This is a genomic window from Streptomyces boninensis (assembly GCF_048572725.1).
GTDB lineage: Bacteria > Actinomycetota > Actinomycetes > Streptomycetales > Streptomycetaceae > Streptomyces > Streptomyces boninensis.
Window position 1 is genome coordinate 7475723 of the sequence record NZ_CP183837.1, and the last position, 25235, is coordinate 7500957.

The 25235-nt window shown below is 68.0% G+C and carries 22 protein-coding genes; 19 read left to right on the plus strand and 3 right to left on the minus strand.

Annotated features, from left to right (window positions below; genetic code table 11):
- Window positions 1-7 precede the first annotated feature (7 nt).
- The gene (gene acnA, locus ACNNMR_RS34080; protein WP_419998545.1) at window positions 8-2728 is read left to right on the plus strand and encodes an aconitate hydratase AcnA; all 2721 of its coding nucleotides are present in this window, start codon (window positions 8-10) and stop codon (window positions 2726-2728) included.
- Window positions 2729-2792: 64 nt separating this feature from the next.
- Here the strand turns inward: acnA and ACNNMR_RS34085 are convergent, their stop codons facing one another.
- Complete coding sequence (locus ACNNMR_RS34085) at window positions 2793-3416, minus strand: Uma2 family endonuclease (RefSeq protein ID WP_419998546.1); 624 nt, start codon at window positions 3414-3416, stop codon at window positions 2793-2795.
- A 142-nt stretch (window positions 3417-3558) separates the two neighbouring features.
- Here ACNNMR_RS34085 and ACNNMR_RS34090 point away from each other — a divergent pair, with 142 nt between their 5' ends.
- The 8 genes from ACNNMR_RS34090 to ACNNMR_RS34125 all read left to right on the plus strand — a co-directional run bounded on the left by ACNNMR_RS34090 (window position 3559) and on the right by ACNNMR_RS34125 (window position 12359).
- The gene (locus ACNNMR_RS34090; protein WP_419998547.1) at window positions 3559-4515 is read left to right on the plus strand and encodes a GNAT family N-acetyltransferase; all 957 of its coding nucleotides are present in this window, start codon (window positions 3559-3561) and stop codon (window positions 4513-4515) included.
- Window positions 4516-4550: 35 nt separating this feature from the next.
- Window positions 4551-5234 (plus strand): PIG-L deacetylase family protein, encoded by a 684-nt coding sequence (locus tag ACNNMR_RS34095; RefSeq protein ID WP_419998548.1) that lies wholly within the window; start codon window positions 4551-4553, stop codon window positions 5232-5234.
- A gap of 260 nt (window positions 5235-5494) precedes the next feature.
- Window positions 5495-6943: an N-acetylglucosamine/diacetylchitobiose ABC transporter substrate-binding protein gene (ngcE, locus tag ACNNMR_RS34100; protein ID WP_419998549.1), complete on the plus strand. Its 1449-nt coding sequence runs from the start codon at window positions 5495-5497 to the stop codon at window positions 6941-6943.
- Window positions 6944-6996: 53 nt separating this feature from the next.
- Window positions 6997-8046 carry a carbohydrate ABC transporter permease gene (locus ACNNMR_RS34105; RefSeq protein ID WP_419998550.1) on the plus strand — a complete coding sequence of 350 codons (1050 nt, stop codon included), beginning with the start codon at window positions 6997-6999 and terminating at the stop codon, window positions 8044-8046.
- A gap of 31 nt (window positions 8047-8077) precedes the next feature.
- Complete coding sequence (locus ACNNMR_RS34110; RefSeq protein WP_420000578.1) at window positions 8078-8995, plus strand: carbohydrate ABC transporter permease; 918 nt, start codon at window positions 8078-8080, stop codon at window positions 8993-8995.
- Between the two features lie 89 nt (window positions 8996-9084).
- Complete coding sequence (locus tag ACNNMR_RS34115; protein ID WP_419998551.1) at window positions 9085-9711, plus strand: hypothetical protein; 627 nt, start codon at window positions 9085-9087, stop codon at window positions 9709-9711.
- Window positions 9712-9929: 218 nt separating this feature from the next.
- Window positions 9930-10736: a hypothetical protein gene (locus ACNNMR_RS34120; protein ID WP_419998552.1), complete on the plus strand. Its 807-nt coding sequence runs from the start codon at window positions 9930-9932 to the stop codon at window positions 10734-10736.
- Between the two features lie 132 nt (window positions 10737-10868).
- Window positions 10869-12359: a DUF222 domain-containing protein gene (locus ACNNMR_RS34125; protein ID WP_419998553.1), complete on the plus strand. Its 1491-nt coding sequence runs from the start codon at window positions 10869-10871 to the stop codon at window positions 12357-12359.
- Window positions 12360-12495: 136 nt separating this feature from the next.
- On the opposite strand, the gene ACNNMR_RS34130 is transcribed toward ACNNMR_RS34125, so the two are convergent.
- Window positions 12496-13688, minus strand: a protein-coding gene (locus ACNNMR_RS34130) for an IS3 family transposase (protein WP_419993208.1) whose coding sequence is annotated in 2 segments (ribosomal slippage) — window positions 12496-13424 and window positions 13424-13688 — 1194 coding nt in all. Because the reading frame shifts where the segments join, the coding sequence is not laid out codon by codon here.
- A gap of 379 nt (window positions 13689-14067) precedes the next feature.
- Between ACNNMR_RS34130 and ACNNMR_RS34135 the strand changes: the two genes are divergently transcribed.
- The 8 genes from ACNNMR_RS34135 to ACNNMR_RS34170 all read left to right on the plus strand — a co-directional run bounded on the left by ACNNMR_RS34135 (window position 14068) and on the right by ACNNMR_RS34170 (window position 23459).
- Window positions 14068-14322 carry a hypothetical protein gene (locus tag ACNNMR_RS34135; protein ID WP_420000668.1) on the plus strand — a complete coding sequence of 85 codons (255 nt, stop codon included), beginning with the start codon at window positions 14068-14070 and terminating at the stop codon, window positions 14320-14322.
- A 308-nt stretch (window positions 14323-14630) separates the two neighbouring features.
- Window positions 14631-15830 (plus strand): ROK family transcriptional regulator, encoded by a 1200-nt coding sequence (locus ACNNMR_RS34140; protein ID WP_419998554.1) that lies wholly within the window; start codon window positions 14631-14633, stop codon window positions 15828-15830.
- Between the two features lie 134 nt (window positions 15831-15964).
- The gene (locus tag ACNNMR_RS34145) at window positions 15965-17077 is read left to right on the plus strand and encodes a substrate-binding domain-containing protein (protein ID WP_420000579.1); all 1113 of its coding nucleotides are present in this window, start codon (window positions 15965-15967) and stop codon (window positions 17075-17077) included.
- Window positions 17078-17233: 156 nt separating this feature from the next.
- Complete coding sequence (locus ACNNMR_RS34150; RefSeq protein ID WP_419998555.1) at window positions 17234-18025, plus strand: ATP-binding cassette domain-containing protein; 792 nt, start codon at window positions 17234-17236, stop codon at window positions 18023-18025.
- Window positions 18022-19323 (plus strand): sugar ABC transporter permease, encoded by a 1302-nt coding sequence (locus ACNNMR_RS34155; RefSeq protein ID WP_419998556.1) that lies wholly within the window; start codon window positions 18022-18024, stop codon window positions 19321-19323. Before ACNNMR_RS34150 ends, ACNNMR_RS34155 begins: the two co-directional genes overlap by 4 nt.
- A gap of 227 nt (window positions 19324-19550) precedes the next feature.
- Window positions 19551-21491 carry a 1-deoxy-D-xylulose-5-phosphate synthase gene (gene dxs / locus ACNNMR_RS34160; RefSeq protein ID WP_419998557.1) on the plus strand — a complete coding sequence of 647 codons (1941 nt, stop codon included), beginning with the start codon at window positions 19551-19553 and terminating at the stop codon, window positions 21489-21491.
- Window positions 21492-21591: 100 nt separating this feature from the next.
- Window positions 21592-21873, plus strand: a complete 282-nt coding sequence (locus ACNNMR_RS34165; RefSeq protein WP_419998558.1) for a DUF1905 domain-containing protein — start codon at window positions 21592-21594, stop codon at window positions 21871-21873.
- Window positions 21874-21998: 125 nt separating this feature from the next.
- Window positions 21999-23459, plus strand: a complete 1461-nt coding sequence (locus ACNNMR_RS34170) for an amino acid permease (protein ID WP_420000580.1) — start codon at window positions 21999-22001, stop codon at window positions 23457-23459.
- On the opposite strand, the gene ACNNMR_RS34175 is transcribed toward ACNNMR_RS34170, so the two are convergent.
- The gene (locus tag ACNNMR_RS34175) at window positions 23456-23854 is read right to left on the minus strand and encodes an NTP pyrophosphohydrolase (protein ID WP_419998559.1); all 399 of its coding nucleotides are present in this window, start codon (window positions 23852-23854) and stop codon (window positions 23456-23458) included. The genes ACNNMR_RS34170 and ACNNMR_RS34175 overlap by 4 nt on opposite strands.
- A 134-nt stretch (window positions 23855-23988) precedes the next feature.
- On the opposite strand from ACNNMR_RS34175, the gene ACNNMR_RS34180 reads away from it, so the two are divergent.
- Complete coding sequence (locus ACNNMR_RS34180; protein WP_419998560.1) at window positions 23989-25032, plus strand: glycosyltransferase family 2 protein; 1044 nt, start codon at window positions 23989-23991, stop codon at window positions 25030-25032.
- 38 nt (window positions 25033-25070) lie between these two features.
- On the plus strand, window positions 25071-25235 hold the full coding sequence (locus tag ACNNMR_RS34185; protein ID WP_419998561.1) for a hypothetical protein: 165 nt from the start codon (window positions 25071-25073) through the stop codon (window positions 25233-25235).

Here is a 25235-nt window from a genome sequence, read left to right on the forward strand (position 1 = left end):
GACTGTCGTGTCGGCGAACAGCTTCGACGCCCGCAGCACCCTGCAGGTGGGCGGCGAGTCGTACGAGATCTTCCGGCTGGACAAGGTGGAGGGCTCCGCCCGGCTGCCGTACAGCCTGAAGGTGCTGCTGGAGAACCTGCTCCGGACGGAGGACGGCGCGAACATCACCGCCGACCACATCCGGGCCCTCGGCGGCTGGGACTCCCAGGCTCAGCCGAGCCAGGAGATCCAGTTCACGCCCGCCCGTGTGATCATGCAGGACTTCACCGGCGTGCCCTGTGTCGTCGACCTCGCCACCATGCGCGAGGCCGTCAAGGAGCTCGGCGGCGACGCGGACAAGATCAACCCGCTGGCCCCGGCCGAGCTGGTCATCGACCACTCGGTCATCGCCGACAAGTTCGGCACGAATGACGCCTTCAAGCAGAACGTGGATCTCGAGTACGGCCGCAACAAGGAGCGCTACCAGTTCCTGCGCTGGGGCCAGACCGCCTTCGACGAGTTCAAGGTCGTCCCGCCGGGCACCGGCATCGTCCACCAGGTGAACATCGAGAAGCTGGCCCGGGTCGTCATGACCCGTAACGGCGTCGCCTACCCCGACACCCTCGTCGGCACCGACTCGCACACCACCATGGTCAACGGCCTCGGCGTCCTCGGCTGGGGCGTCGGCGGCATCGAGGCCGAGGCCGCGATGCTCGGCCAGCCGGTCTCGATGCTCATCCCGCGGGTCGTCGGCTTCAAGCTGACCGGCCAGCTCAAGCCGGGCACCACCGCCACCGACCTGGTGCTGACCATCACCGAGATGCTGCGCAAGCACGGCGTCGTCGGCAAGTTCGTCGAGTTCTACGGCGAGGGCGTCGCCGCCACCTCGCTCGCCAACCGCGCCACCATCGGCAACATGTCGCCGGAGTTCGGCTCCACCGCCGCGATCTTCCCGATCGACGACGAGACGCTGAACTACATGCGCCTGACCGGCCGCGACGACCAGCAGGTCGCCCTGGTCGAGGCGTACGCCAAGGAGCAGGGCCTCTGGCTGGACCCGGCCGCCGAGCCGGACTTCTCCGAGAAGCTGGAGCTGGACCTCTCGACGGTCGTCCCGTCGATCGCCGGGCCGAAGCGCCCGCAGGACCGCATCGTCCTCGCGAACGCCGCCCAGCAGTTCAAGCAGGACGTCCTCAACTACGTCGACTCCGTCGACGAGTCCGGCAAGGAGTCCTTCCCGGCGTCGGACGCCCCGGCCGTCTCCCCGAACGGCACCCCGTCGAACCCGGTCGCCGTGACCGCCCCCGACGGCACCACGTACGAGCTGGACCACGGCGCGGTCACGGTCGCGGCGATCACGTCCTGCACCAACACCTCGAACCCGTACGTCATGGTCGCCGCCGCGCTCGTGGCGAAGAAGGCGGTCGAGAAGGGCCTGACCCGCAAGCCGTGGGTCAAGACCACCCTCGCCCCCGGCTCGAAGGTGGTGACGGACTACTTCGACAAGGCGGGCCTCACCCCCTACCTCGACAAGGTCGGCTTCAACCTCGTCGGCTACGGCTGCACCACCTGCATCGGCAACTCCGGCCCGCTGCCGGACGAGGTCTCCAAGGCGGTCAACGACCACGACCTCGCCGTCACCTCGGTCCTCTCCGGCAACCGGAACTTCGAGGGCCGCATCAACCCCGACGTCAAGATGAACTACCTGGCCTCCCCGCCGCTGGTCGTCGCGTACGCCCTCGCCGGCTCCATGAAGGTGGACATCACCCGCGACGCCCTCGGCACCGACCAGGACGGCAAGCCGGTCCACCTCGAGGACATCTGGCCGTCCGAGGCCGAGGTCAACGACGTGGTGGCGAACGCCATCGGCGAGGACATGTTCAACAAGTCCTACGAGGACGTCTTTGCCGGCGACGCCCAGTGGCAGGCGCTCCCGGTCCCGACCGGCAACACCTTCGAGTGGGACGCCGAGTCCACCTACGTCCGCAAGCCCCCGTACTTCGAGGGCATGACGATGGACCCGGCCCCGGTCGAGGACATCGCGGGCGCGCGGGTGCTGGCGAAGCTGGGCGACTCGGTCACCACCGACCACATCTCCCCGGCCGGCGCGATCAAGGCCGACACCCCGGCGGGCACGTACCTGACGGAGTACGGCGTGGAGCGCCGCGACTTCAACTCGTACGGCTCCCGCCGCGGCAACCACGAGGTGATGATCCGCGGCACCTTCGCCAACATCCGCCTGCGCAACCAGATCGCGCCGGGCACGGAGGGCGGCTACACCCGCGACTTCACCCAGGCCGACGCCCCGGTGTCGTTCATCTACGACGCCTCGCGCAACTACATCGACCAGGGCACCCCGCTGGTCGTCCTGGCCGGCAAGGAGTACGGCTCGGGCTCGTCCCGCGACTGGGCCGCCAAGGGCACGGCGCTGCTCGGCGTCAAGGCCGTCATCGCCGAGTCGTACGAGCGCATCCACCGCTCGAACCTCATCGGCATGGGCGTGCTGCCGCTGCAGTTCCCCGAGGGCACCACGGCCGAGTCCCTCGGCCTGACCGGCGAGGAGACCTTCGACTTCACGGGCATCACGGCCCTGAACGACGGCTCCGGCATCCCCGAGACGGTCAAGGTCACGACGGACACGGGTGTCGACTTCGACGCGAAGGTCCGCATCGACACCCCCGGTGAGGCGGACTACTACCGCAACGGCGGGATCATGCAGTACGTGCTGCGGTCGCTGATCCGCGGCTGACGCTGACGCTCCGTATCGGCTGAAGGGCCGCATCCCGCAGAGGCGGGGTGCGGCCCTTCACGCGTCATCTCTCAGCATTCGACCCCGCTTCCGGCCGCCGGAAGCCACTGGTGTCCAGCTCACACCCGAAGGGCGCAGGCATCCGCAGCTTCTCCCCGAACGGCACCGTCATCTGCGAGGAGTAGCCCTCCCTGCCCTCCCCGGGCGCCCACAGCACGGTGGCACGCTCCTCCTGCATGTCCAGGAGCAGATAGACCGGCACACCGGCAGCCCCGTACTGCTCCGCCTTGTCGTGGAAGTCGTCGTCGCGAGTCGTGGGCGACGTCAACTCCGCGACGAAAGACAGGCCTTCACCATCCAGCCGGATACTCTCGCTCTCCCGGGTCGACCGGTGTGCCGCATGGATATCGGGCCCGTAGGCCCGCTCGACCTCCGGGAACACATAGAGTGCGGGCCCGTAACTGATCAGATGCTCCGGCGGCAGGTGCGGCCGCAGCTGGTCGCAGACCAGATCCATGACCGTGAGGTAGTACGCCTTCGACCACGGCGACACGACGATGTTCCCCCTGATGATCTCGGCCTTGTAGCCGTCGGGCAGCACCAGCCCTTCGAGGACCTGGCACAGCTCCTCGAAGCCATCGGGTACGCCATCCGCTATGGCCGTCTCGCGCTCGATCATCACAGTCATGATGCGCCCTCCCCTGGGCAGCTAACCAGTCGACACTCAGAGTAATCGGCGCCACTGACAGCGGGCGCTGCGTCGCGCAGCATCGCCGTGGGCGCTGCAGGGCCATTGCCCGCCGGCGGGCGCGGCACGTAGAAACGACGCCATGGAGATCCGTGGCTTTCGTGCCGGCGACGGTCCTGAGCTCATCGAGACCTGGCGGCGCAGCGCGCCACGGGACCCGATCGCGCCGGACCGCTTCCGCGATCTGGTGCTGCTCGACGCCAACTTCGACCCCGAAGGCCTGCGGCTCGCGGTCGACGGCGGCCGCATCGTCGGCGCCGCTTACGCCGTCCGCAGGCTGCTGCCGCTGTCCGGCGCCGACCTGGAGCCGGAGCAGGGCTGGATCCCGTTCTTCTTCACGGACCCGGCCCACCGCCGCCGCGGCATCGCAAGGCTGCTCCTCACCGAGGCGCTCGACTGGCTGCGCGCCCACGGCCGCACCCGGGCCGACTTCTCCTCGTACGCCCCCAACTACCTGCTACCGGGCCTCGACACGACCGCCTACCCCGAGGCCGCCGCCCTCCTGGACAGCCTGGGCTTCCGCCGCCTCTATGAGGCGGCCGCGATGGACCTGAGCCTCGTCGACTACGCCATGCCGCCGGCGATCGCAGAGCGCACAGCACAGCTCACGGCCGCCGGCCACCGCTTCGCGCCTCCGGCCGCCGACGAACTGCCCGAGCTGCTCCACCTCGCCGGCGCCCACTTCAACCCCGACTGGGCGCGGGCGATCCGCACCTGCCTGCTGCAGGGCACGCCCCTGGAGCGCATCATCACCGCCCGAGGCCCGGACGACCGGCTGCTCGGCTGGGCGATGCACGAGGCGTACGAGGGAATGACCGAGCGCTTCGGCCCCTTCGGCGTACACGAGGACGCCCGCGGCACGGGTCTCGGGAAGGTGCTGCTGCACCTGGCGCTGGAACGGATGCGCGGCTGCGGGGCGCACTCGGCGTGGTTCCTGTGGACGGGCGAGCAGACGCCGGCGGGGCATCTGTACCGGGCTACGGGCTTTACGACGACGCGCACCTTCCGGGTGCTGCGGTGGGAGGCGGGGACGGCGTGAGGGCGCAGGAGGACGGCGCACAGGAGCAACACACAGTGCTCGCCATAGGCGCGCACATCGGCGACATGGACCTCACCGCGGGCCCGCTGCTCGCCGAGCACGTCCTGGGCGGCGGCCGCGCGGTGCTCCTGGCGCTGACGCCGGGGGAGCGCGGGCATCCGCGCATGGAGCCCGATGCGTACAAGAAGCAAAAGCTCGCGGAGGGGCGGGAGTTCGCGCGGGACATCGGCGCGGAGTTCCGCTGCTTCGACGACCTCTCCGACGGCTTCCTGCACACCGGGGACGCGACCGCGGCCCGGATCGCGGACGTCATCCGCGAGGTACGGCCGACGACGGTGATCGCCCACTGGCGCCACAGCATGCACACCGACCACGAGCACGCCTCGGCGCTGGCGGAGCGCGCCCGCTTCCTGGCCGGACTGCCGCAACAGGGCCTGGTACGGCACGGCGTCACGAACCTCTACTACGCCGAGAACTGGGAGGACGCGGAGGGCTTCACCCCGGCCCGTTACGCCCCGGTCTCCCCGGCCGCATTCGCCACCTGGCAGGCCGCCATCACCAAACAGGCCTTCGCCCGCGGCGAGACCTACGGCTTCCGCTACATCGACTACTACACCGCCCTCATGACGATGCGCGGCTGCCTGGCGGGCACCGACCGCGCCTGCGCCCTGGCACTGCCCTCGACGGACCGGCCACCAGTGCGGCCGCTGTCCGGCTGACGGCCCCGCCGCCGGTGGTCTGTACCTCTGCGACCAGCGGAGTCGCCCTGATTTCCGGGAGATCTCAATGCGGGAAATCTGTCCGCGAAGTTTGTAATCGATCTTGCTCAGGGGCAAGGAGTGGACTATACCTGTCGCGACCGATGGCGAAGACTGCCATCGGGCCAACTGACCGCGGTAATCGGCCCCTTTGCCGTCAGGCGCTTGATGACGGGGACCCGGTACACCGCCTGAGTCCTGTCGAGAGTGAGGACTTGAGCATGGGATCCACCTCCGATGTCGGTCGCCGCGATCTGATCAAGCGGGCTGCTGCGCTCGGCCTGATCGCCGTACCCACCATGTCCACCCTTGCGGCTTGCGCCAGCGGTGGTGGGGATGACGACAAGAAGGATGCCAAAGGAAAGAAGTCGAAGAAGAACCCGCTGGGCGTCAAGGCGGATGCCGCGATCGAGATCCACATTTTCAATGGCGGCTTCAGCGACCAATACGCCAAAGACGCCGAGAAGATCTACAAGAGCAGCTATCCCAAGGCGGATGTGCAGCACAAAGCAGGTCAGCAGATCGGCCGTGCGCTGCAGCCGCGAATGGCTCAGGGCGACCCGCCGGACGTCATCAACAACTCCGGTGACGGCAACATGGACGTTCAGGCGCTGCTGAAGAACAAGCAGCTCGAGCCGTTGAATGACCTGATGGACGCGCCTTCGTGGGACGACCCGAACAAGACTGTCCGCGAGACTCTGGTCCCAGGCACGGCCGAGATGGGGCAGTTCGGGGACGACAAGGTCTACGTCCTCTACATCGCCTACGGCGTCTACGGCGTCTGGTATGGCAACGCGATGCTCAAGAAGCTCGACGTGGAGTACCCCAAGACCTGGGATGCCATGCTGGACGTCTGCAAGAAGGCGAAGGCGAAAGGGATCGCAGGCTGGACCTATGCCGGTGCGCATCCACGGTATGTGAGCTTCACGATGTTCCCGCAGATCTGCCAGGTCGGCGGCTATGAAGCGCTCAAGAACATCGACAACCTTGAGCCGAACGCCTGGAAGTCGGACGCGGTCAAGACGGTGTTCGAGGCGTACGAGGAGCTCGTCGCCAAGGGCTACGTCCTCAAGGGCAGCAGCAGCATGGACCACACCAAGTCCCAGCAGCGCTGGGCCGAGGGCAAGGCCGTGTTCATCCCGAACGGCAACTGGCTGGAGAACGAGTCGAAGAAGTACATCGAGGACAAGAAGTACTGGCCTGATGGAATGGATCTCGCCATTGGCGCTACCCCGAGCATGACCGACAGCGACAAGATGCCGTTCGGCACGCTCTACGCCGCAGCCGGCGAGCCGTTCATCATCCCGTCATCCGCCAAGAACAAGGCGGGCGCAAAAGAGTTCATGCGGATCATGTACAGCAAGAAGTCCGCGCAGAACTTCACCAAGCTCGTCGCATCGATTCCAGCCACCGCTGGAGCCGCTGACGGCATGGAGTTGAAGCCCGGCATGACCTCCTCACTCGAGGCGATCAAGAACGCGGGCAAGAACATCATCGTGCCGCGCTTCCGCGACTTCTACCCCGAGCTGTGGACGGACGACATGAATGATGTCTGCGGTGACCTGATGGAGGGCAAGTCCACCGCCAAGGAAGCGATGGACAAGATGCAGAAGGCGGCGGACAGGGTCGCCAAGGACGACGGCATCAAGAAGATCAAGCGCTCCGACTGAGGTCGGCCGGCTTCAGGCGGATCGGTGGCGGCACGACCAGGCATAGGGGCGGCATGAAGACCCAGGCGCAACAAGCACGGCCCACTGCGGAAGCGAGCGCAACCTCTTGGTGGCGGCTCCCGCTCACGGTGAAGTTGCTCTTCATAGTGGCCTGCTTCGTGCCGCCCCGTTTCACACCTGCCCGGGTGCGGGCCGATCGCCGCTACCGAAAGCTTGATCAGTACCGCTTCGCCTATGCGTTTCTGGCGGTGCCGCTGCTGTTCTATGTCGTATTCGTCATCTCGCCGTTCCTGCAGGCGTTCTTCTACTCGATGACAGACTGGACCGGCTTCACCTCTAGTTTCAGTTTCCTCGGATTCGACAACTTCACCAAGCTCTTCGAGGACGAGAAGTTCACCGACTCGCTCAAGGCCAGCATCATCCTCCTCGTCGTGGCGCCGGTCCTCACGCTGAGCCTCGGCCTGTTCTTCGCCTACATGCTGACGTCAGGTGGAAGGCATCGGCGCGGCCAAGCCATCTCCGGCATCTTCGGTGCCAAGTTCTACAAGATCGTCTTCTTCTTCCCGCAGGTGCTCTCGGTCGCCATCATCGCGGTGGTGTGGCAGCAGGTGCTGGCAGGGGACGGCCTGCTCAACGGAGTGCTCGGCGCGATCGGGGCCGGAGAGCCCGGCTGGCTGGGCGGCGATTACAACTGGGCCCTGGCCGCCGTGCTCATCGTGCTGTGCTGGAGCTTCACCGGCTTCTACATTGTTCTGTTCTCCGCCGCGATGGGGGCGATCCCCAAGGATATCTACGAGGCCGCGCTGCTCGACGGTGCTGGTCGCAGCAGGACGTTCTTCAGCATCACCTTTCCGCTGACCTGGGACACGATTCGCACCGGCTGGATCTACATGGGCATCCAGGCGCTGGACTCCTTCGCCATCGTCCTTGTGATGGTGCCAAGACACGCCCTCAAGGTCGCCCCTGTCTATCTGTACGAGAAGGCCTTCCGGGACGGCCAGGCCGGGTACGCCACCGCCATCGGCGTGGTGCTGTTCGTCATCAGCATGCTGTTCGCCCTGATCATGATGAGGATCGGCCGGCGTGAGCGGATCGAATACTGAGCGGAGCGGGAGCAAACGGAACATGAGCGTAATGAAGGCTTCGTCCGAATCCGCGGCGCAGGACGCCGGCTCCGACGCCCACGCCGGTCAGCTCGACGACCGCAAGGACGCGACGTCCAAGCAGGGCGGCGTACTCAACGTCTTCTCCCACGGCTTCCTCATCCTCTGGACAGTGATGGCGGCGGGCCCGCTGGTCTGGGTGGCCCTGACCTCGTTCAAGCCCTCCGCCGACGCTCTGGGTGACCCGCTGTCTTGGCCCGCCAGCTGGCACTGGGAGAACTTCACCAATGCCTGGTCCGAGGCCAATATCGGTGGCTATGCGCTGAACTCGGTGATTATCCTCGCGGGTTCGCTCACTGGCACCATGCTGCTGGGGTCGATGGCCGCGTACGTCATCGCCCGCTTCACTTTCCCCGGCAACCGACTTGTGTTCCTGCTGTTCGCGGGCGGGATGATGTTCCCGGTGATTCTCGCGCTGGTGCCACTGTTCTTCATTATGGACAATCTGTCCCTTCTGGACACCCGCCCCGGCCTCATGGTCGCCTACATCGCCTACTCACTGCCGTTCACCACGTTCTTTCTCACCTCCTTCTTCCGGACCCTCCCTACGGGCGTACATGAAGCCGCCATGATCGATGGTGCCTCGCACACCAGGACGTTCTTCCAGATCATGCTGCCGATGGCGAAGCCCGGGCTGGTGAGCATCGGGATCTTCAACTTCCTCGGCCAGTGGAACCAGTACTTGCTGCCCCTGGTGCTCAATAACCGGAATGAGGACAGCTATGTGCTGCCCCAGGGCCTGGCCAACCTGGCAGTCGCGCAGGGCTACGCCGGTGACTGGGGTGCGCTGTTCGCGGGGATGACCATTGCGTTGCTGCCGGTGCTCGTGGTGTACGCGGTCTTCCAGCGACAGGTGCAGGCCGGGCTGACCGTAGGTGCGCTGAAGTAGCCGGGGGATAGGCACAGTTGTACTGACAGGTTGCTTTAGGTTGCAGTAACCTCATCAGGCACTGTCGGCCTGCCCCTGTGGAGTTGCACGTGAGACGACCGGTACTACCGTTTGCCGCTGCGATGCTGGCTGCTGCGGTGTCGCTGAGCGCCTGCGGTGACGACGGCGGGACGGCGGGCGGCAGCATTGACGGTGCGAAGTCGGGCAATGAGGCCGAGACCCCGTCGCCCTCCTCGTCTCCCGCTCCGAAGTTCGTCTATCCGGGCAACTTCAAGGTCGTCGTCGACGCCAACGCGACCGGAGACAAGGCGAAGGATGCGGTCCTGCGCGACCACGGATTTGCACTCCAGGCGATGATGGAGGGCTACGCCCAGGCCAAGGTCACCACGAACTTCGAGCGCTACTGGACCGGAGTTGCATATTCCGGCTATGCCAAAGACTTCCGGATGTTCAAGAAGCTGGACCGCGGCATGGGCGGCACAAACCGTTTTTACAAGCGCAAGGTCGCACACCTCAAGGGTGCCAAAGCACGCGTGGTCTTCTGTGAGGACCAGAGCAAGGGATATGCCACTGACCGGAACACCGGGAAGCGTGTCAAGGCAGGTTCGGATGATCCATCCGACTGGGTCCGGCTGTACAGCGTTTGGTTGGCCAAGCAGGGAAGCAGATGGGTGGTCACCCAATCCACCTGGGTCAAAGGGGGAACGTCATGTTGAGTAGCCGCCGGCCGGTAGGCCGGGCAGCAATGATGTCCACGGCGGGGGCTGCCGCCGCGATGCTTCTCGTTGTCACTTCACCCGCCACGGCCCAGGAGACCGGCGGTGGCGGAAGGTATGGCGCGGATGGCAAGGGGGGCTCGAACAGCGACGAGATCGATGCCTTCACCCGGGTGCAGGTCCACTCGTCGGGCTCGACCGGCGATTCCGGCTCGACCATGACTGCCACCGACGTGAACTGGGAGCCGCCGGCCTGCTGGTGGGAGCCGGCGTACGACCCGAAGGGCATGGGAAAGTGGGTCGATGAGAACCCGGCGCACGAGATGAGTGCCCAGACCGACTGGTACCGGGAGATCGCGAAGAACGACTACAACAAGGGCAAAGACGGCGCGTGGTGGGACCTCAGGTACAACAAGAACCTGAGCCGCGAAGAGGCCCTGGAGCAGTGTGATGAGGCCGGCAACCCGATGTGGGTGGACGCCGGCGAGGAGCCGGAAGGCGTCGGACCGCACATCGAGCCGTGGATGCTTGCCCAGGTCGCCTACAACGCCACCAAGCTGCCCGCGCCTCCCGTCGAGCTCAAGCCGAAGGCGGGACTGCAGAAGGTGAACCTCCCGGTCCATGCGACATTCGAGGACGACGCCGCGCTGCCACGCGTGACGACCACCGCCGAGATCAACTACCTCGGCGTGCAGTTCGCCGCCACCACAGTGGCGACACCCGACAAGCTGCGCATCGAGGCCGGGACGGCCAACGCCAATCCGCGGGCGTGCACGTACCAGCTGAAGCCGGCGGGCGACGGATACGCGATCGACACGGCGGACGCGGGCTGCAACGTGAAGTACACCAAGGAATCGGGCGAGGACACCTACCCGCTGAAGGCCCAGCTCACCTGGAAGGTGTACTGGACAGCGTCGGCCGACCCCGATGGCGCGCCACAGAACCCGGAGCTGCCCGACGGCGCGTCGGAAGAGGAGTACGACGTGACGGTCAAGGAGGTCCAGGCGGTCGTCACCGACGACTGACGACGGCTCCAAGCAAGCCGCCCGCCCTTCTTGGGGTGGGCGGTTTTGTGTGCGATACGGCAGAGCTGAAAGATCTTGTGATTACTTAGCGTTACTTCGGAACTTTGGCGTGACCTCGCTCGTTTACAGAGTGTGAGCACTGTGGCCATGGATTCGGTCCGCTCCGGCGGCACCCGCGGGGTGCGGCAGCCGGAGCTCGTTGCCCTGGCCGCGATCCTGGATGGGCTGGCCGCCGAGCCCGGCGGCTGGGTCCAGCCGATTGACGGCGGCTACGGCCACGACGAGGAGGCCCTGCAGCAGCTCGGGGAGGACACCCTGGCGCTGCTGGCGGCCGCCGATCGGCTGAAGGCTGAAGCGCTGCGTCGGCTGGGGGAGTTCGCCGCCGCCGACGGCCCGGTCAAGGTCGGCGGCTGCCGGGATACCGCCACCTGGCTACGGGCCCGGCGGGCGATGGAGCCCGCCCGCACCCGCGAAGCCGTCGCCGACGCGGCCACCCTGGTACGGCTGCCCGCCACCGCAGCCGCAGCCGGTGCCGGGACCGTCACCCTCGACCAGGCCAAGGTCGTGGCCCGCACCACCGAGCGCATCGGCCTCGACGCCCACCCCCAAGAAGCCGCCGCAGCCGAGGAATTCCTGCTCAAGGCCGCGGGCGCGGACGGCAGCGAGCCGGTGCACCAGACCCACCTGCACACCTGGTCCAAGCGCCTCATCCATACCCTGACCCCCGACCAAGCGCAGACCGACCTCGACCGGGCCGAGGCCGCCCAATACCTCACCATCACCCAGCCGGTGGCCGGACTGTGCGACATCCGCGGACGACTGACCGAAGCCAACGCCGAAATCCTGCGCATCGCCCTCGAAGCCGCCACCGAACGCCAGCGCAGGCCACCCGTACCGGAAACCGACGCTGACGCTTACGTTGGAGACGCCAACGAAACCTGCGGCGACGCCACCCACGGCCCGGTGGGCGAGACCGACACCGACGAGCCGGCCGTCATCCAGCCACCGGCGCCCGGCACCGCCGGGAAGGTTTCGTTGGTCGAACCCACCAATTTTGTCGGGGACTTCGTCGAACGCGGCCGCCAGCGCGCCGTCGCCCTCACCGACCTCGCCCGCCTCGCGCTGGCCACCGGCGAACTGCCCGCCTCCGGCGGGATCCGCCCCCAGGTCATCGTCCGTATCACCCAGGACACCCTCACCAGCACCGGCGAAGCCCCCGGCGAGACCGAACGAGGCACCCTCATCCCCGCCCACACCGCCCGCGCCTACGCCTGCGACGCGAACATCCGCCGCCTGATCACCGACCCCGACGGCGCAGTCCTCGACCTCGGACGGGCCCAACGCGTGGTCACCCACCACCAACGCCAAGCCGTCATCGAACGCGACCGCGGCTGCATCTTCCCCGGCTGCGACCGACCACCCCGCTGGTGCGAAGTCCACCACATCACCGAATGGCAACACGGCGGCACCACTGACCTCCCCAACCTCGCCCTCCTCTGCACCACCCACCACCACGACGTCCACCGCTACAGATGGCACATCACCCCGACCAACAACGGCGGAACCCGCCCTCACATCCAGCCACCAGAACATGCACCACCACCCGCGGCCCAGGCTTCGTGACGAGGTCAGGCAAGCGACTGAACTCGTGACTGGAAACTCTTTGCCAAGCAGGCCCGCGATGACGAGAAAAGGCAACGCCTCGGTCCTGCTCCCCGCCTGAGCTGCCCCGAGTTTCATAGCGTCCGGACTTGATTGGTCAGGCGGACTGCTGGGTGGCTTCCTGACTTCGCCAGAAGGCGTCCTCGTACTCGGCGGGTGGCACGTAGTCGAGGGCGGAGTGGAGCCGTTCCTCGTTGTACCACGTCACCCAGCGAAAGATCGCCCGCTCGACCTGGTGGACGTCGTGCCAGGGGCCCTGCATCTCGATCAGCTCGGCCTTGAAGGTGCCGTTCAGCGCCTCCGCCATGGCGTTGTCGTAACTGTCCGCGACGGACCCGACGGATGCCGAGGCGCCGATGTCGGTGAGCCGGTCTGTGTATCGAATTGATACGTATTGCGACCCGCGGTCGCTGTGATGTATGAGACCGGAACCCGTCTTGATCCTCCGGCGCCACAGCGCCATTTCCAAGGCGTCCAGCGGCAGTTCGGTCCGCATGTGACCGGCGATCTGCCAGCCGACGATCATCCGCGAGTACACGTCGAGGACGAACGCGACATACGCCCAGCCGGACCAGGTCCGCACGTAGGTCATGTCCGCCACCCACAGCTGATCCGGCCGGTCCGCGGTGAAGTCGCGGTCGACCAGGTCCGGCGGCCGCGGCGCGGTCGGCTCGGGGATCGTGGTGCGGCGCCGCTGGCCGCGGATGACGCCTTCCAGGCCCAGCTCGCGCATCAGCCGCTCGACGGTGCAGCGGGCAGCTTCGACGCCCTTGCGCCGCAGCGCGCGGGTGATCCGGCGGGCCCCATAGGTGCCGCCGGACTCGGCGTGGATCTCCTCGATCATGGGCATGAGCTGTTCGTCGCGCAGCCGGCGGGCCGATTTCGGGCGCCGCTTGCGGGCGAAATAGGTCGAGACCGACAGGTCCAGCACCCGGCAGACGGGATCGACCCCGAGGCCGCGTTCCTTCAGGTGGTCGATCACCTGCTCGGCCTCGTCCGGGGACGGTCGATCTCCTGGGCAAAAAACACCGAAGCGGCCTTCAGGATCTCATTGGCCCGCTTCAACTCGGCGTTGTCCTTGCGGAGTTGTTTCAGCTCGTCGCGTTCGGCGCTGGTAAGCCGGTCATCGCGGTCGCCGCTGTCCGCCTCGGCCTGGCGGACCCACTGCCGCAGGGCTTCCTTGTGGATGCCGAGGTCTTTGGCGACATGGGCGACCGGGCGTCCGCTGGTGCGGACCTCGCGGACGGCACGCTCGCGGAGCTCGTCGGGGTACTTCCGTGGTGCTGGCACTTGCTCGTGTGTCTCCTTACGCCAAGATCATAGACCTGGCTTCAGGGACGCTACGAAACGGGGTGCAGCTCAGCCTTCTGTATCTGGCGCCGCCAGCCCCGCTGCTGCGTTGCCCCTCACGCAGCCAGCCAGTCTCACCGGCACCGAGACCACACGCGCCCCGGCGACGCGGCTGTCACCATCCGATACCAACTGATCCGCTTCTTTGTCCTCCAGCCGTACCCAACCTGGCAGCACGCAGCACGCAGTCAGCTCGATCACGAGTCCCCAGATGCGAGTAAGAGTGCGTAACAACTGTAAATACCCTCCGGCGGAGCCAGGCGCCCCGCCGGTAACGTCCACAGACCGCCAGCACGGCTGTCTCAACCGGGAGTTGAACGTGAGCCGTTCCACCACCCCCGGCGTGATCGTCGCCGCCGCTGCATTGAGCCTGATGTTGGGCGCTTGCGGTAGCGATGACGGTAGCGGTGAGAAGGGGACGGGTTCGATCAACGGTGCACAGGAAGGCGACAAGCCGTCGGCCTCTGCCGACTCGAAGCCTGCTCGGGTGGTCACGACCGTGATCCTCTCCCGGCCCGAGGTGCGCAACGCAGTCGACGGGCCGACCGCGGCGGCGCTGGCAAGCGTCCGCTGACCCGGATGGCGAGGAGGCCGGCGACCTGCCGGGCGGGACGTCCGACTCCGAGCAAGAGTCCAGGTGCGCGAGGTCCAGACGGTGGTGGGCTGAGGCATGGCTCAGGTTCCCGCGCAGAGAGTGCGACCGGGCAGCGGCTGACCGCTGCCCGGTCTTTCCGCTGTAACCATCTGGTCAAGGTCTTGACGCAGGTAACCCATCCCACCGAGCCTATAGTTCACTAGTTGTAGACAGTCCGGATCCCATTGGCGTGGTCCGGGCGGCGGGTCGGCCGTCGTGCCGGGTCGCCCAGGCGGGAGTGGATGGTCGTGGAGACTCCGGGTTCGCAGTCGTCGCTGCACCGGGCCAACCTCGAGCGGGTCGTGCGTGCCGTGCGCCTGGCCGGCTCGCTCACCCAGGCGGAGATCGCCAGGAGCACCGGGCTGTCTGCCGCAACGGTCTCCAATATCGTCCGTGAGCTGCAGGAATCCGGCACGGTCAGCGTCACCCCGACCTCCGCGGGAGGCCGCCGGGCGCGGGCCGTATCACTCAGCGGGGACGCCGGCATCGTCATCGGCGTCGACTTCGGGCACACGCACCTGCGGGTCGCGGTCGGCAACCTCGCCCATCAGGTCCTCGCCGAGGAGTCCGAGCCGATCGACGTGGACGCCTCCGCCGCCGAGGGCCTGGACCGGGCGGAAGACCTGGTCAAGCGCCTGCTGGCGGACACCGGCGCGCCCGCCGAGAAGACCGTCGGCGTCGGCCTCGGCGTGCCCGGGCCCATCGACGTGGAGACCGGGGCGCTCGGCTCCACCGCGATCCTGCCGGGCTGGGCCGGTACGAACCCCCGCGAGGACCTCGCCGATCGCCTCGGCGTCCCCGTATACGTCGACAATGACGCCAACCTCGGCGCCCTCGGCGAGCTCGTCTGGGGCGCGGGGCGCGGCGCCAAGGATCTCGCGTACATCAAGGTCGCCAGCGGTGTCGGCGCCGGGCTCGTCATCAACGGGCAGATCTATCGGGGCCCGGGCGGCACCGCCGGCGAGATCGGGCACATCACCCTCGACGAAGCCGGCCCCGTCTGCCGCTGCGGCAACCGCGGATGCCTGGAGACCTTCACCGCGGGCCGGTACATTCTCGGCCTGCTCGCCGCGAGCCACGGCCCGGATCTGACCGTGGAACGCATGGTTCAGCTCGCCCGCGAGGGCGACCCCGGCTGCCGCCGCGTCATCGCCGATGTCGGACGACACATCGGCAGCGGCGTGGCCAGCCTCTGCAATCTCCTCAATCCCAGTCGCGTGGTCCTCGGCGGCGACCTCGCGGAGGCCGGTGAGCTGGTCCTCGACCCGATCAGCGAGTCCGTCTCGCGGTACGCGATTCCCAGCGCCGCACGGCAGTTGACGCTCGTTTCCGGGGCGCTCGGCAGCCGGGCCGGGGTGCTGGGGGCGCTGGCGCTCGTGCTCAGCGAGATGGGCGATACGTCCGTTTTGGACGGAGCTGCGCCTTCTGAGATCGCTGCGTTCACCTAAAGAACGCCTGGCATCGTTGTCGTCTCGTTAAAGAGTTACTTCTTGACGGTAACGCGCCGGGCGAGTTGACTTCGTGGCACCTCGGCCGCAACGACGCGGCCTCGTCAGGGAGGTTTTCCCACGTGAACACGCATCTGCGTCGTGCGGTCATAGCCGTGGCCGCCGTTTCGATGACCGCCGGTCTCGCGGCCTGCGGCAGTGCCAAGGAGTCGGACGGTGGGTCCGGCGACGACGGTGGCAAGAAGAAGGGCAACGACCTCACCATCGGTCTGCTCCTGCCGGAGAACGAGACCGTCCGGTACGAGAAGGCCGACAAGCCCTACATCGAAGCCAAGGTCAAGGAACTGACCGGCGGCAAGGCCAAGCTGCTCTACTCGAACGCGAAGCAGGACGCCAACCTGCAGCGGCAGCAGGCCGAAACCATGATCACCAAGAAGGTCGACGCGCTCATCGTCGACGCGGTGGACTCCAAGGCCATCGCGACCACGGTGAAGAAGGCCGACGACGCAGGCATCCCCGTCGTCGCCTACGACCGCCTCGCCGAGGGGCCGATCAAGGCCTACACCTCGTTCGACAACGAGACCGTCGGCAAGGCGCAGGGCACCGCACTCCTGAAGGCCCTGGGCGGCAAGGCCAAGGACGGCAAGATCGTCATGATGAACGGCTCGGCCACCGACCCGAACGCCGCCCAGTTCAAGAAGGGCGCCCTTTCGGTCCTCGAGGGCAAGGTCGACATCGGCCGCCGGTACGACACCAAGGACTGGAAGCCGGTCAACGCCAAGTCCAACATGGACGGCGCCATCACCGCGCTCGGCAAGAAGAACATCGTGGGCGTCTACTCCGCCAACGACACGATGGCGGGCGCCATCATCCAGTCGATGAAGAACGCTGGCTTCGACAAGCCGCTGCCCCCGGTCACCGGCCAGGACGCCGAACTCGCGGGTGTGCAGCGAGTCGTGGCGGGCGAGCAGTACATGAGCGTCTACAAGTCCTACAAGCAGGAGGCTGAGGTCGCCGGTTCGATGGCCGTCGCCCTCGCCCAGGGCAAGAAGCTCGACGGCATCGCCAAGACCAAGGTGGACAGCCCCACCGCCAAGGGTGTCCCGAGCGTGCTGGTGCCGGTCGTGCCGCTGACCAAGTCGGTGGAGTCGATCAACGACACCGTCATCAAGGACAAGCTCTGGTCGGTCAGCGAGATCTGCACGCCGAAGTTCAAGGCCGCGTGCGACAAGCTCGGCCTGAAGTAGGCAAGCCGGGCGGCTGACGCCCCTCGGAGCTGACGCCCCTCATATCGTCCGGCGGTCCCACGCCGCCAACACCCCCGCTGACCGCGCGGGGCCGCCGGGCAATACCCCTCATCAGTACTTCTGCTCTGCATCCCCGCCGGTCAGGCGGCGAAGGAGATGGTTCACGTGTCCGCTACGCCAGTGCTGGCGTTGCGCGGGATCTCGAAGCGGTTCGGCGCCGTACAGGCGCTGACCGACGTCGAGCTCGAGGTCCACGCCGGAGAGGTCGTCGCCCTCGTGGGCGACAACGGCGCCGGCAAGTCCACCCTGGTCAAGACGGTCGCGGGCGTACACCCGATCGACGAAGGCACCATTGAGTGGGACGGCAGCCCCGTAACGATCCACAAGCCCCACGATGCCCAGGACCTGGGCATCGCGACCGTCTACCAGGACCTCGCGCTCTGCGACAACCTCGATGTCGTGGGCAACCTCTACCTCGGCCGGGAAGTCCGCAAGGCGGGCGTCCTCGACGAGGTCGAGATGGAGCGGCGGTCCCGCGACCTGCTGCAGACGCTGTCGATCCGGATCCCGAGCGTGCGCATCCCGATCGCCTCGCTCTCCGGCGGCCAGCGGCAGACCGTCGCCATCGCCCGCTCGATGCTCGGCGAGCCCAAGCTCGTCATCCTCGACGAGCCCACCGCCGCCCTCGGCGTCGAGCAGACCGCGCAGGTCCTCGACCTGGTCGAGCGGCTCCGCGAGCGCGGTCACGCCGTGCTGCTGATCAGCCACAACATGGCGGACGTCAAGGCGGTCGCCGACAAGGTGGCCGTGCTGCGTCTCGGCCGTAACAACGGCATCTTCGAGGTCAAGTCCACCTCCCAGGAAGACATCATCGCCGCGATCACCGGCGCCACGGACAACGCGGTGACCCGCCGTTCGGCGCGCGGCAACGGAGGGCTGCAGAAGTGAGCATCGAAAAGACCTCCGCCGACGTACCCGAGCAGGCCGACTCGCCGGTCGACGCTCCCGCGGCCGCCGCCGAGGCCGTCACGGCCGTCGACCCGCGGCTGCTGGTCCGCGAGCAGGGCTTCGCCGGCTACTGGACCGAGTTCAAGCGCAAAATGCGCGCCGGTGAGCTGGGTTCCGTGCCCGTCGTGGTCGGCCTACTGATCATCTGGGCGATCTTCTACAGCCTGGACTCCAGCTTCCTGTCCGCGGAGAACCTCTCCAACATCTCCGTGACCATGGTCGGCACCGGCATGATCGCCGTCGGCATCGTGTTCGTGCTGCTGCTCGGGGAGATCGACCTGTCGGTCGGCTCGGTGAGCGGCATGGCGAGCGCCGTCTTCGCGGTCATGAACATCACCCACGGCATGGCCGAGTGGCTGGCGCTGATCCTCGCCATCCTGTCCGGCGCCGTCGCGGGTGCCATCCACGGCTTCTTCTTCGCCCGGGTGGGTGCTCCGGCCTTCGCGGTGACGCTGGCCGGCCTGCTGTTCTGGAACGGCTTCATGCTCCAGATCCTGGGCGACAACGGCACCATCAACCTCGACGACACCGGCCTGGTCGCCAAGCTGACCAGCTACTACTTCTCCGACGTAGCCGCCGCTTACGGCCTGGCCACGGTCGCGGTCGCGGCGTTCTTCGCGTCGTCCTTCCTCGACTCGCGCCGCCGCGAGGCGGCCGGGGTGCCGTCGCGCCCGCTCAGCGAGCTGCTGCTGCGCACCGGGGTGCTGGCGGTCGTCGCGTACCTCGCCGCGTACTTCCTGAACCAGTACAAGGGCTTGCCCCTCGCGCTGGTGCTCTTCCTCGTGGTGCTGGTGATCACGGACTTCGTGCAGCGGCGTACGGCGTACGGCCGCAAGGTCTTCGCCCTCGGCGGCAGCGTCGAGGCCTCGCGCCGCGCGGGCATCAACGTGACCGCGGTACGGATCTCGGTGTACTCCATCGCGGGCGGCATGGCGGCCATCGGCGGCATCTTCCTCGCCTCCCAGATCAACGCGGCCAACCAGGGCGCCGGCTCCGGTGACCTGCTGATGAACGCCATCGCGGCGGCCGTCATCGGCGGTACGAGCCTCTTCGGCGGCCGCGGCCGCACCTGGAACGCGCTGCTCGGTGTCCTGGTGATCACCTCGATCCAGTCGGGCCTCGCCCTGCAGGGCATTGCCTCGCCGGTGCAGTACATGATCACCGGTGGCGTGCTGCTCGCCACGGTCGTCATCGACTCCATCTCGCGCAAGACGCAGAGGACCGCGGGCCGCGCCTGACCGCGGCGCCGCGCGCAAGAGGCCCCGCCCGGGAGCCGTGCTCCGGCACGGTCCCGGGCGGGGCTGTGTCGTGCTCGACCCCGGTTCCGCCGTTTGTGGCACGACTGTGTCACCCGATGTGTCATAGATCGCAGGCGATCGGAGCTCGCAGCCCGCACGATTAGACTCGACGGATCGGCACCCGCCGGGATGGCTGCCGGAGTGGCTCGAACAGCAAGGAGGAACGGGTGGCACTGCTTGCCCGTATCAAGGGACCGCGCGACCTGGACCGCCTCAGCGCCGAGCAGCTTGAGCAGCTGGCTGCGGAGATCCGGACCTTTTTGGTGGAGTCGGTGGCACGGACCGGCGGCCACCTCGGCCCCAACCTCGGCGTCGTCGAGCTGAGCATCGCGCTGCACCGGGTCTTTGATTCGCCGCGGGACCGCGTGCTGTGGGACACCGGGCATCAGGCGTACGTGCACAAGCTGCTCACCGGGCGCCAGGACTTCGCGAAGCTGCGGGCCAAGGGCGGGCTGTCCGGTTATCCGTCCCGCGCCGAGTCCGAGCATGACGTGATCGAGAACAGCCACGCCTCGACCGTCCTCGGCTGGGCCGACGGGCTGGCGAAGGCCAATGAGGTGCGGGGCAAGGTTGATCACCACGTCGCCGCCGTGATCGGCGACGGCGCTCTCACCGGCGGCATGGCCTGGGAGGCGCTCAACAACATCGCCGCCGCCAAGGACCGGCCCCTCGTCATCGTCGTCAATGACAATGAGCGGTCGTACGCGCCCACCATCGGCGGGCTCGCCAATCACCTCGCCACCCTGCGGACCACCGAGGGGTACGAGCGCTTCCTCGCCCGTACGAAGGATCTTCTGGACCGGACGCCGGTCGTCGGGAAGCCGCTGTACGAGACCCTGCACGGCGCCAAGAAGGGGCTGAAGGACTTCATCGCCCCGCAGGGGATGTTCGAGGACCTCGGTCTCAAGTACGTCGGGCCCATCGACGGGCACGACCTCACCGCCGTCGAGTCCGCCTTGCTGCGGGCCAAGCGGTTCGGGGGCCCCGTCATCGTGCACTGCCTCACCGAGAAGGGGCGCGGGTATCTGCCCGCCCGTAAGGACGAGGCCGATCAGTTCCACGCGGTCGGGGTCATTCACCCCGACACCGGGCTGCCCGTCGCCGCCTCCGGCGAGGACTGGACCTCCGTCTTCGGGGACGAGATGGTCAAGCTCGGGCGGGAGCGGGACGACATCGTCGCCATCACCGCTGCCATGCTGCGGCCCGTCGGGCTGAAGGCGTTTGCCGATGAGTTCCCTGAGCGGATTTACGATGTCGGGATCGCCGAGCAGCATGCCGCCGTTTCCGCGGCCGGGCTCGCCACTGGCGGGGTGCACCCCGTCGTCGCCGTCTACGCCACCTTCCTCAATCGCGCCTTCGACCAGGTGCTGATGGATGTGGCGCTGCACAAGTGCGGCGTCACCTTCGTGCTCGACCGGGCCGGTGTCACCGGCACCGACGGGGCTTCGCACAACGGCATGTGGGACATGTCCGTGCTCCAGGTCGTCCCCGGGCTGCGGATCGCCGCGCCCCGCGATGCCGACCAGGTGCGCGCCCAGCTCCGCGAGGCCGTCGAGGTCGATGACGCACCGACCGTCGTGCGCTACTCCAAGGGTGCGGTCGGGCCCGCCGTCCCTGCGGTGGGGCGCATCGGCGGCATGGACGTGCTGCGCCGGCCGGCCGCGGATGCGGGCACCGCCGACCACAGCGCCGATGTCCTCCTCGTCTCCGTCGGCGCCCTCGCGCCCATGTGCCTGGAGATCGCCGATCTGCTCGACGCGCAGGGCATCTCGACGACCGTCGTCGACCCCCGCTGGGTCAAGCCGGTCGACGAGCAGCTCCCCGCGCTGGCCGAGCGGCACCGCGTCGTCGTCACCGTCGAGGACAACGTCCGCTCCGGCGGCGTCGGCTCCGCCGTCGCCCAGGCGCTGCGCGACGCCGGCGTGGACCTGCCGCTGCGCGACTTCGGCATCCCGGAGCGCTTCCTCGACCACGCCACCCGCAAGGAGGTCATGGCCGAGATCGGCCTGACCGCCCCCGCCATCGCCCGCCAGGTCACCGGCCTGGTCGCCCGCCTCGACGGCCTCCCGACGGCCCGCGAGCAGGACGAGGCGCCGGTACGCGACTGAGCACGCCCGCGATGATTTCGCCTCCGGCGTCCGGTCTCACCTGTTGACGCGGGCGGCGGCACCAGGCCGCCGCCCCGCCCCGCAGAACGGGAGAGCGACCATGGGCACCCACCTCGACAAGACCTTCACCGCGCAGCTGGTCAAGAGCGACGCCAAAGGCGGCTGGACGTATCTCGTCTGGCCGGAGGCGGCCGAGTTCTTCGGCACCCGCGGGCTGGTGAAGGTGCGCGGGACGATCGACGGGCAGCCGTTCCGCAGCTCCTTCATGGCGCTCGGCGACGGCACCCACAAGCTGCCCGTGAAGACCGACCTCCGGCGGGCGATCGGCAAGGAGGCCGGGGCCACCGTCTCGGTGCGGCTCGAGGAGCGCCTGGACCGGTAATCCAGCGGGATAGCCCGTCCGCCGCCCACCGTACGGGTGATCGGGACCCCCGCTCCGATACGTACCGCCTCCACCAGGGGAAACCTCCCGGCGGAGGTGGTGCGCCCGTGCCCGGACCAGGCAGCATGTTCCGTACGAAGTCCATCGAGCAGTCCATCCAGGACACCGAGGAGCCCGAGCACCAGCTGAAGAAGTCGCTGTCGGCGCTCGATCTCACGGTCTTCGGCGTCGGTGTCGTGATCGGCACCGGCATCTTCGTCCTCACCGGCACGATCGCCCGTGACACGGCGGGCCCCGCCACCGCGCTCGCCTTCGTCCTCGCCGGAGCGGTCTGCGCGCTGGCCGCGCTCTGTTACGCCGAATTCGCCTCCACCGTGCCGGTGGCGGGCTCCGCCTACACCTTCTCGTACGCCTCCATGGGCGAGCTGCCCGCCTGGATCATCGGCTGGGACCTGGTGCTGGAGCTGGCGCTCGGCTGTGCGGTGGTCGCGGTCGGCTGGTCGGGGTACGTGCGGTCGCTGATGGACTCGGCGGGCATCGGGCTGCCGCAGCAGCTGTCCGGGACCCATGACGGGGTGTTCGGCTTCGATCTGCTGGCCGCGCTGCTGGTCGTGGCGATCACCCTCGTCCTGGTGGCGGGCATGAAGCTGTCGTCCCGGGTGACCGCGGTCGTGGTGGCGATCAAGGTGACCGTGGTGCTGCTGGTGATCATCGCCGGCGCCTTCTTCATCAAGGGCGCGAACTACACGCCCTTCATCCCGCCCTCCAAGCCGACCGAGGGCGGCAGCGGCATCCACGCCCCGCTGGTCCAGCTGCTCTTCGGCTTCACCCCGAGCAGCTTCGGCGTGATGGGGATCTTCGCGGCCGCCGCGGTGGTCTTCTTCGCCTTCATCGGCTTCGACATCGTGGCGACGGCGGCGGAGGAGACCAAACTCCCGCAGCGCGACGTCCCGCGCGGCATCCTCGGCTCGCTTGCCATCTGCACGCTGCTGTACGTCCTGGTGTCGCTGGTGGTGACCGGCATGCAGCCGTATACGGAACTGACCACGGACGCGCCGCTCGCGGACGCGTTCAAGGCGGTGGGCCATCCCTTCTGGGCGAGCCTGATCAGCTTCGGCGCGGCGGTGGGTCTGACGACGGTCTGCCTGATCCTGCTGATGGGCCAGAGCCGGGTCTTCTTCGCGATGAGCCGCGACGGGCTGCTGCCCCGCTTCTTCTCGCAGGTCCACCCGCGGTTCGGCACGCCCTACCGGTCCACGCTCCTGCTGGGTCTCGTGGTCGCGGTGGTGGCCGGATTCACCTCGATCGACGAGCTCGCCGAGCTGGTCAACATCGGCACGCTCTTCGCCTTCGTGGTGGTGGCGATCGGCGTCGTGATCCTCCGCCGCACCCGCCCCGACCTGCCGCGCGGCTTCCGGGCGCCGTGGGTCCCGGTGCTGCCCGCGCTGTCGGTGCTGGCGTCGCTGTGGCTGATGCTGAACCTGCCGGCGGAGACGTGGCTGCGGTTCGGGGTGTGGATGGCGCTGGGCGTCGTCGTGTACTTCGCGTACGGGCGGCGGAACAGCCGGCTGGGGAGCAGGCTCTAGCGGGGACGGACCGTCCGCGGTCCCGCGACCTGTGCGCCCAGCGCCCGCACCCGCTCGCGCAGCTCGCGGTCGGCGGTGATGACGAGTACCTCGCGGGAGGCGGCCTCCGCCCGCGCCTCCCGCACCAGCTCCACGATCCGGTCGTCCCCGCTGCCGTCGGCGGCCACGACCCGTACGCCCGGAACGGTCTCGACGCCCCGCGCCGCCCCCTCGACCACGAGCAGCACCTCGACCGGCGCCGCGAGCCCGGACACGCCCTCCTCGCCGTACGGCACCAGCGCATCCCGCAGCCGCTCGGCCGCCCCGCGCCGGTCGCGCCACCACCCGTCCGGTACGGAACCGACGACGTTGGCGGCGTCGACGACGAGGAGGGGGAGCGGTGCGGAGTCCGACATGGCGCCAGCCTTTCACGTCAAGACTTCTGTTCAACCTCACCTCTGCGTGTGATCAGGCGGCTGATCGCACTTAACCACCCACCCCGACTGGCAACACTGCACGCATGGGACCGCGGACCTCAGCCTCACAGACGGTGATCGCCCTGATTCCCGCTCACAACGAGGCAGCGCGGATCGCCGCCGCGATCGCGGGACTGCGGGCCCAGCACCACCGGCCCGACCGGATCGTCGTCGTGGCCGACAACTGCTCCGACGCCACCGAGGACATCGCATACGCCGACGGCGCCGAGGTCTTCAAGACGTACGGCAACACCCACAAGAAGGCGGGCGCCCTCAATCAGGCCCTGGAGTACTTCGTCCCGCAGCTGCACCCGGACGACCTGATCCTGATCCAGGACGCCGACACGGTCATAGCCCCCACCTTCATCGGCGCCGCCCGCGCGGTGCTCAGCCGCAAGGTCCCGGCGGTGGGCGGCATCTTCCACGGCGAGGAGGGCGGCGGCCTCCTGGGGATGCTGCAGCGGATGGAGTTCCACCGCTACGCCGACGACATCAAGCGCAAGCGCAACCGCGCCGACGTGCTCACCGGCACCGGCACCCTCTTCCGGGTGGGCGTCCTGCGCGAGGTGCGCCGCGGCCGGCTGGCGGGCCGGGTCGGGGACGGCACCTCGTACTACTCCCTGGTCTCCCTCACCGAGGACGACGAGATGACCAAGGCCATCAAGACGCTCGGCTACCGCACCGTCTCCCCGCCCGGCTGCGAGGTGGTCACCGAGGTCATGCCGAATCTCCCCAAGCTCTGGCACCAGCGCATCCGCTGGCAGCGCGGCGCGCTGGAGAACCTGCGGGAGTACGGGCTGACCAAGGTGACCGCACCCTATGTGCTGCGGCAGCTGATGATGGGCTTCTCGTGCATCGCGCTGCTGCTCTATCTGGTGCTGATGGCGCTGATTCTGGTGCTGTTCGGCACGCCGAGCATCGATCCCTTCTGGGCGTCGATCGGCCTCATCTTCATGGCGGAGAAGGTCTTCACGGTCCGCAAGGCGGGCCTGCGGGCTCAACTCCTCGCCGCCCTCATCGTGGTGGAGCTGGTCTACGACCTCTTCCAGCACTTCGTGTACTTCCGCTCCCTGTACGACATGGTGCTCAGGCGCCGGGAGCGGTGGATGGCCACGTAGATCCCGCGTGGCCGGGTCAGGAGAAAAGGAGAGATCGCTTGTACGGACACGCCGCCTCCAGCGGAACCGCAGGCGCCGGAGGCGCCGCCCTGGCTTCCACGGGAGTCAGCACGCTCGGCTCGATCGTCGCCGCCACGACGCTGCTCATGGCAGGGCTGGCCCTGACCAAGCTGGTGGCCCGCCGCCGCAACAGGGAGGAGTAG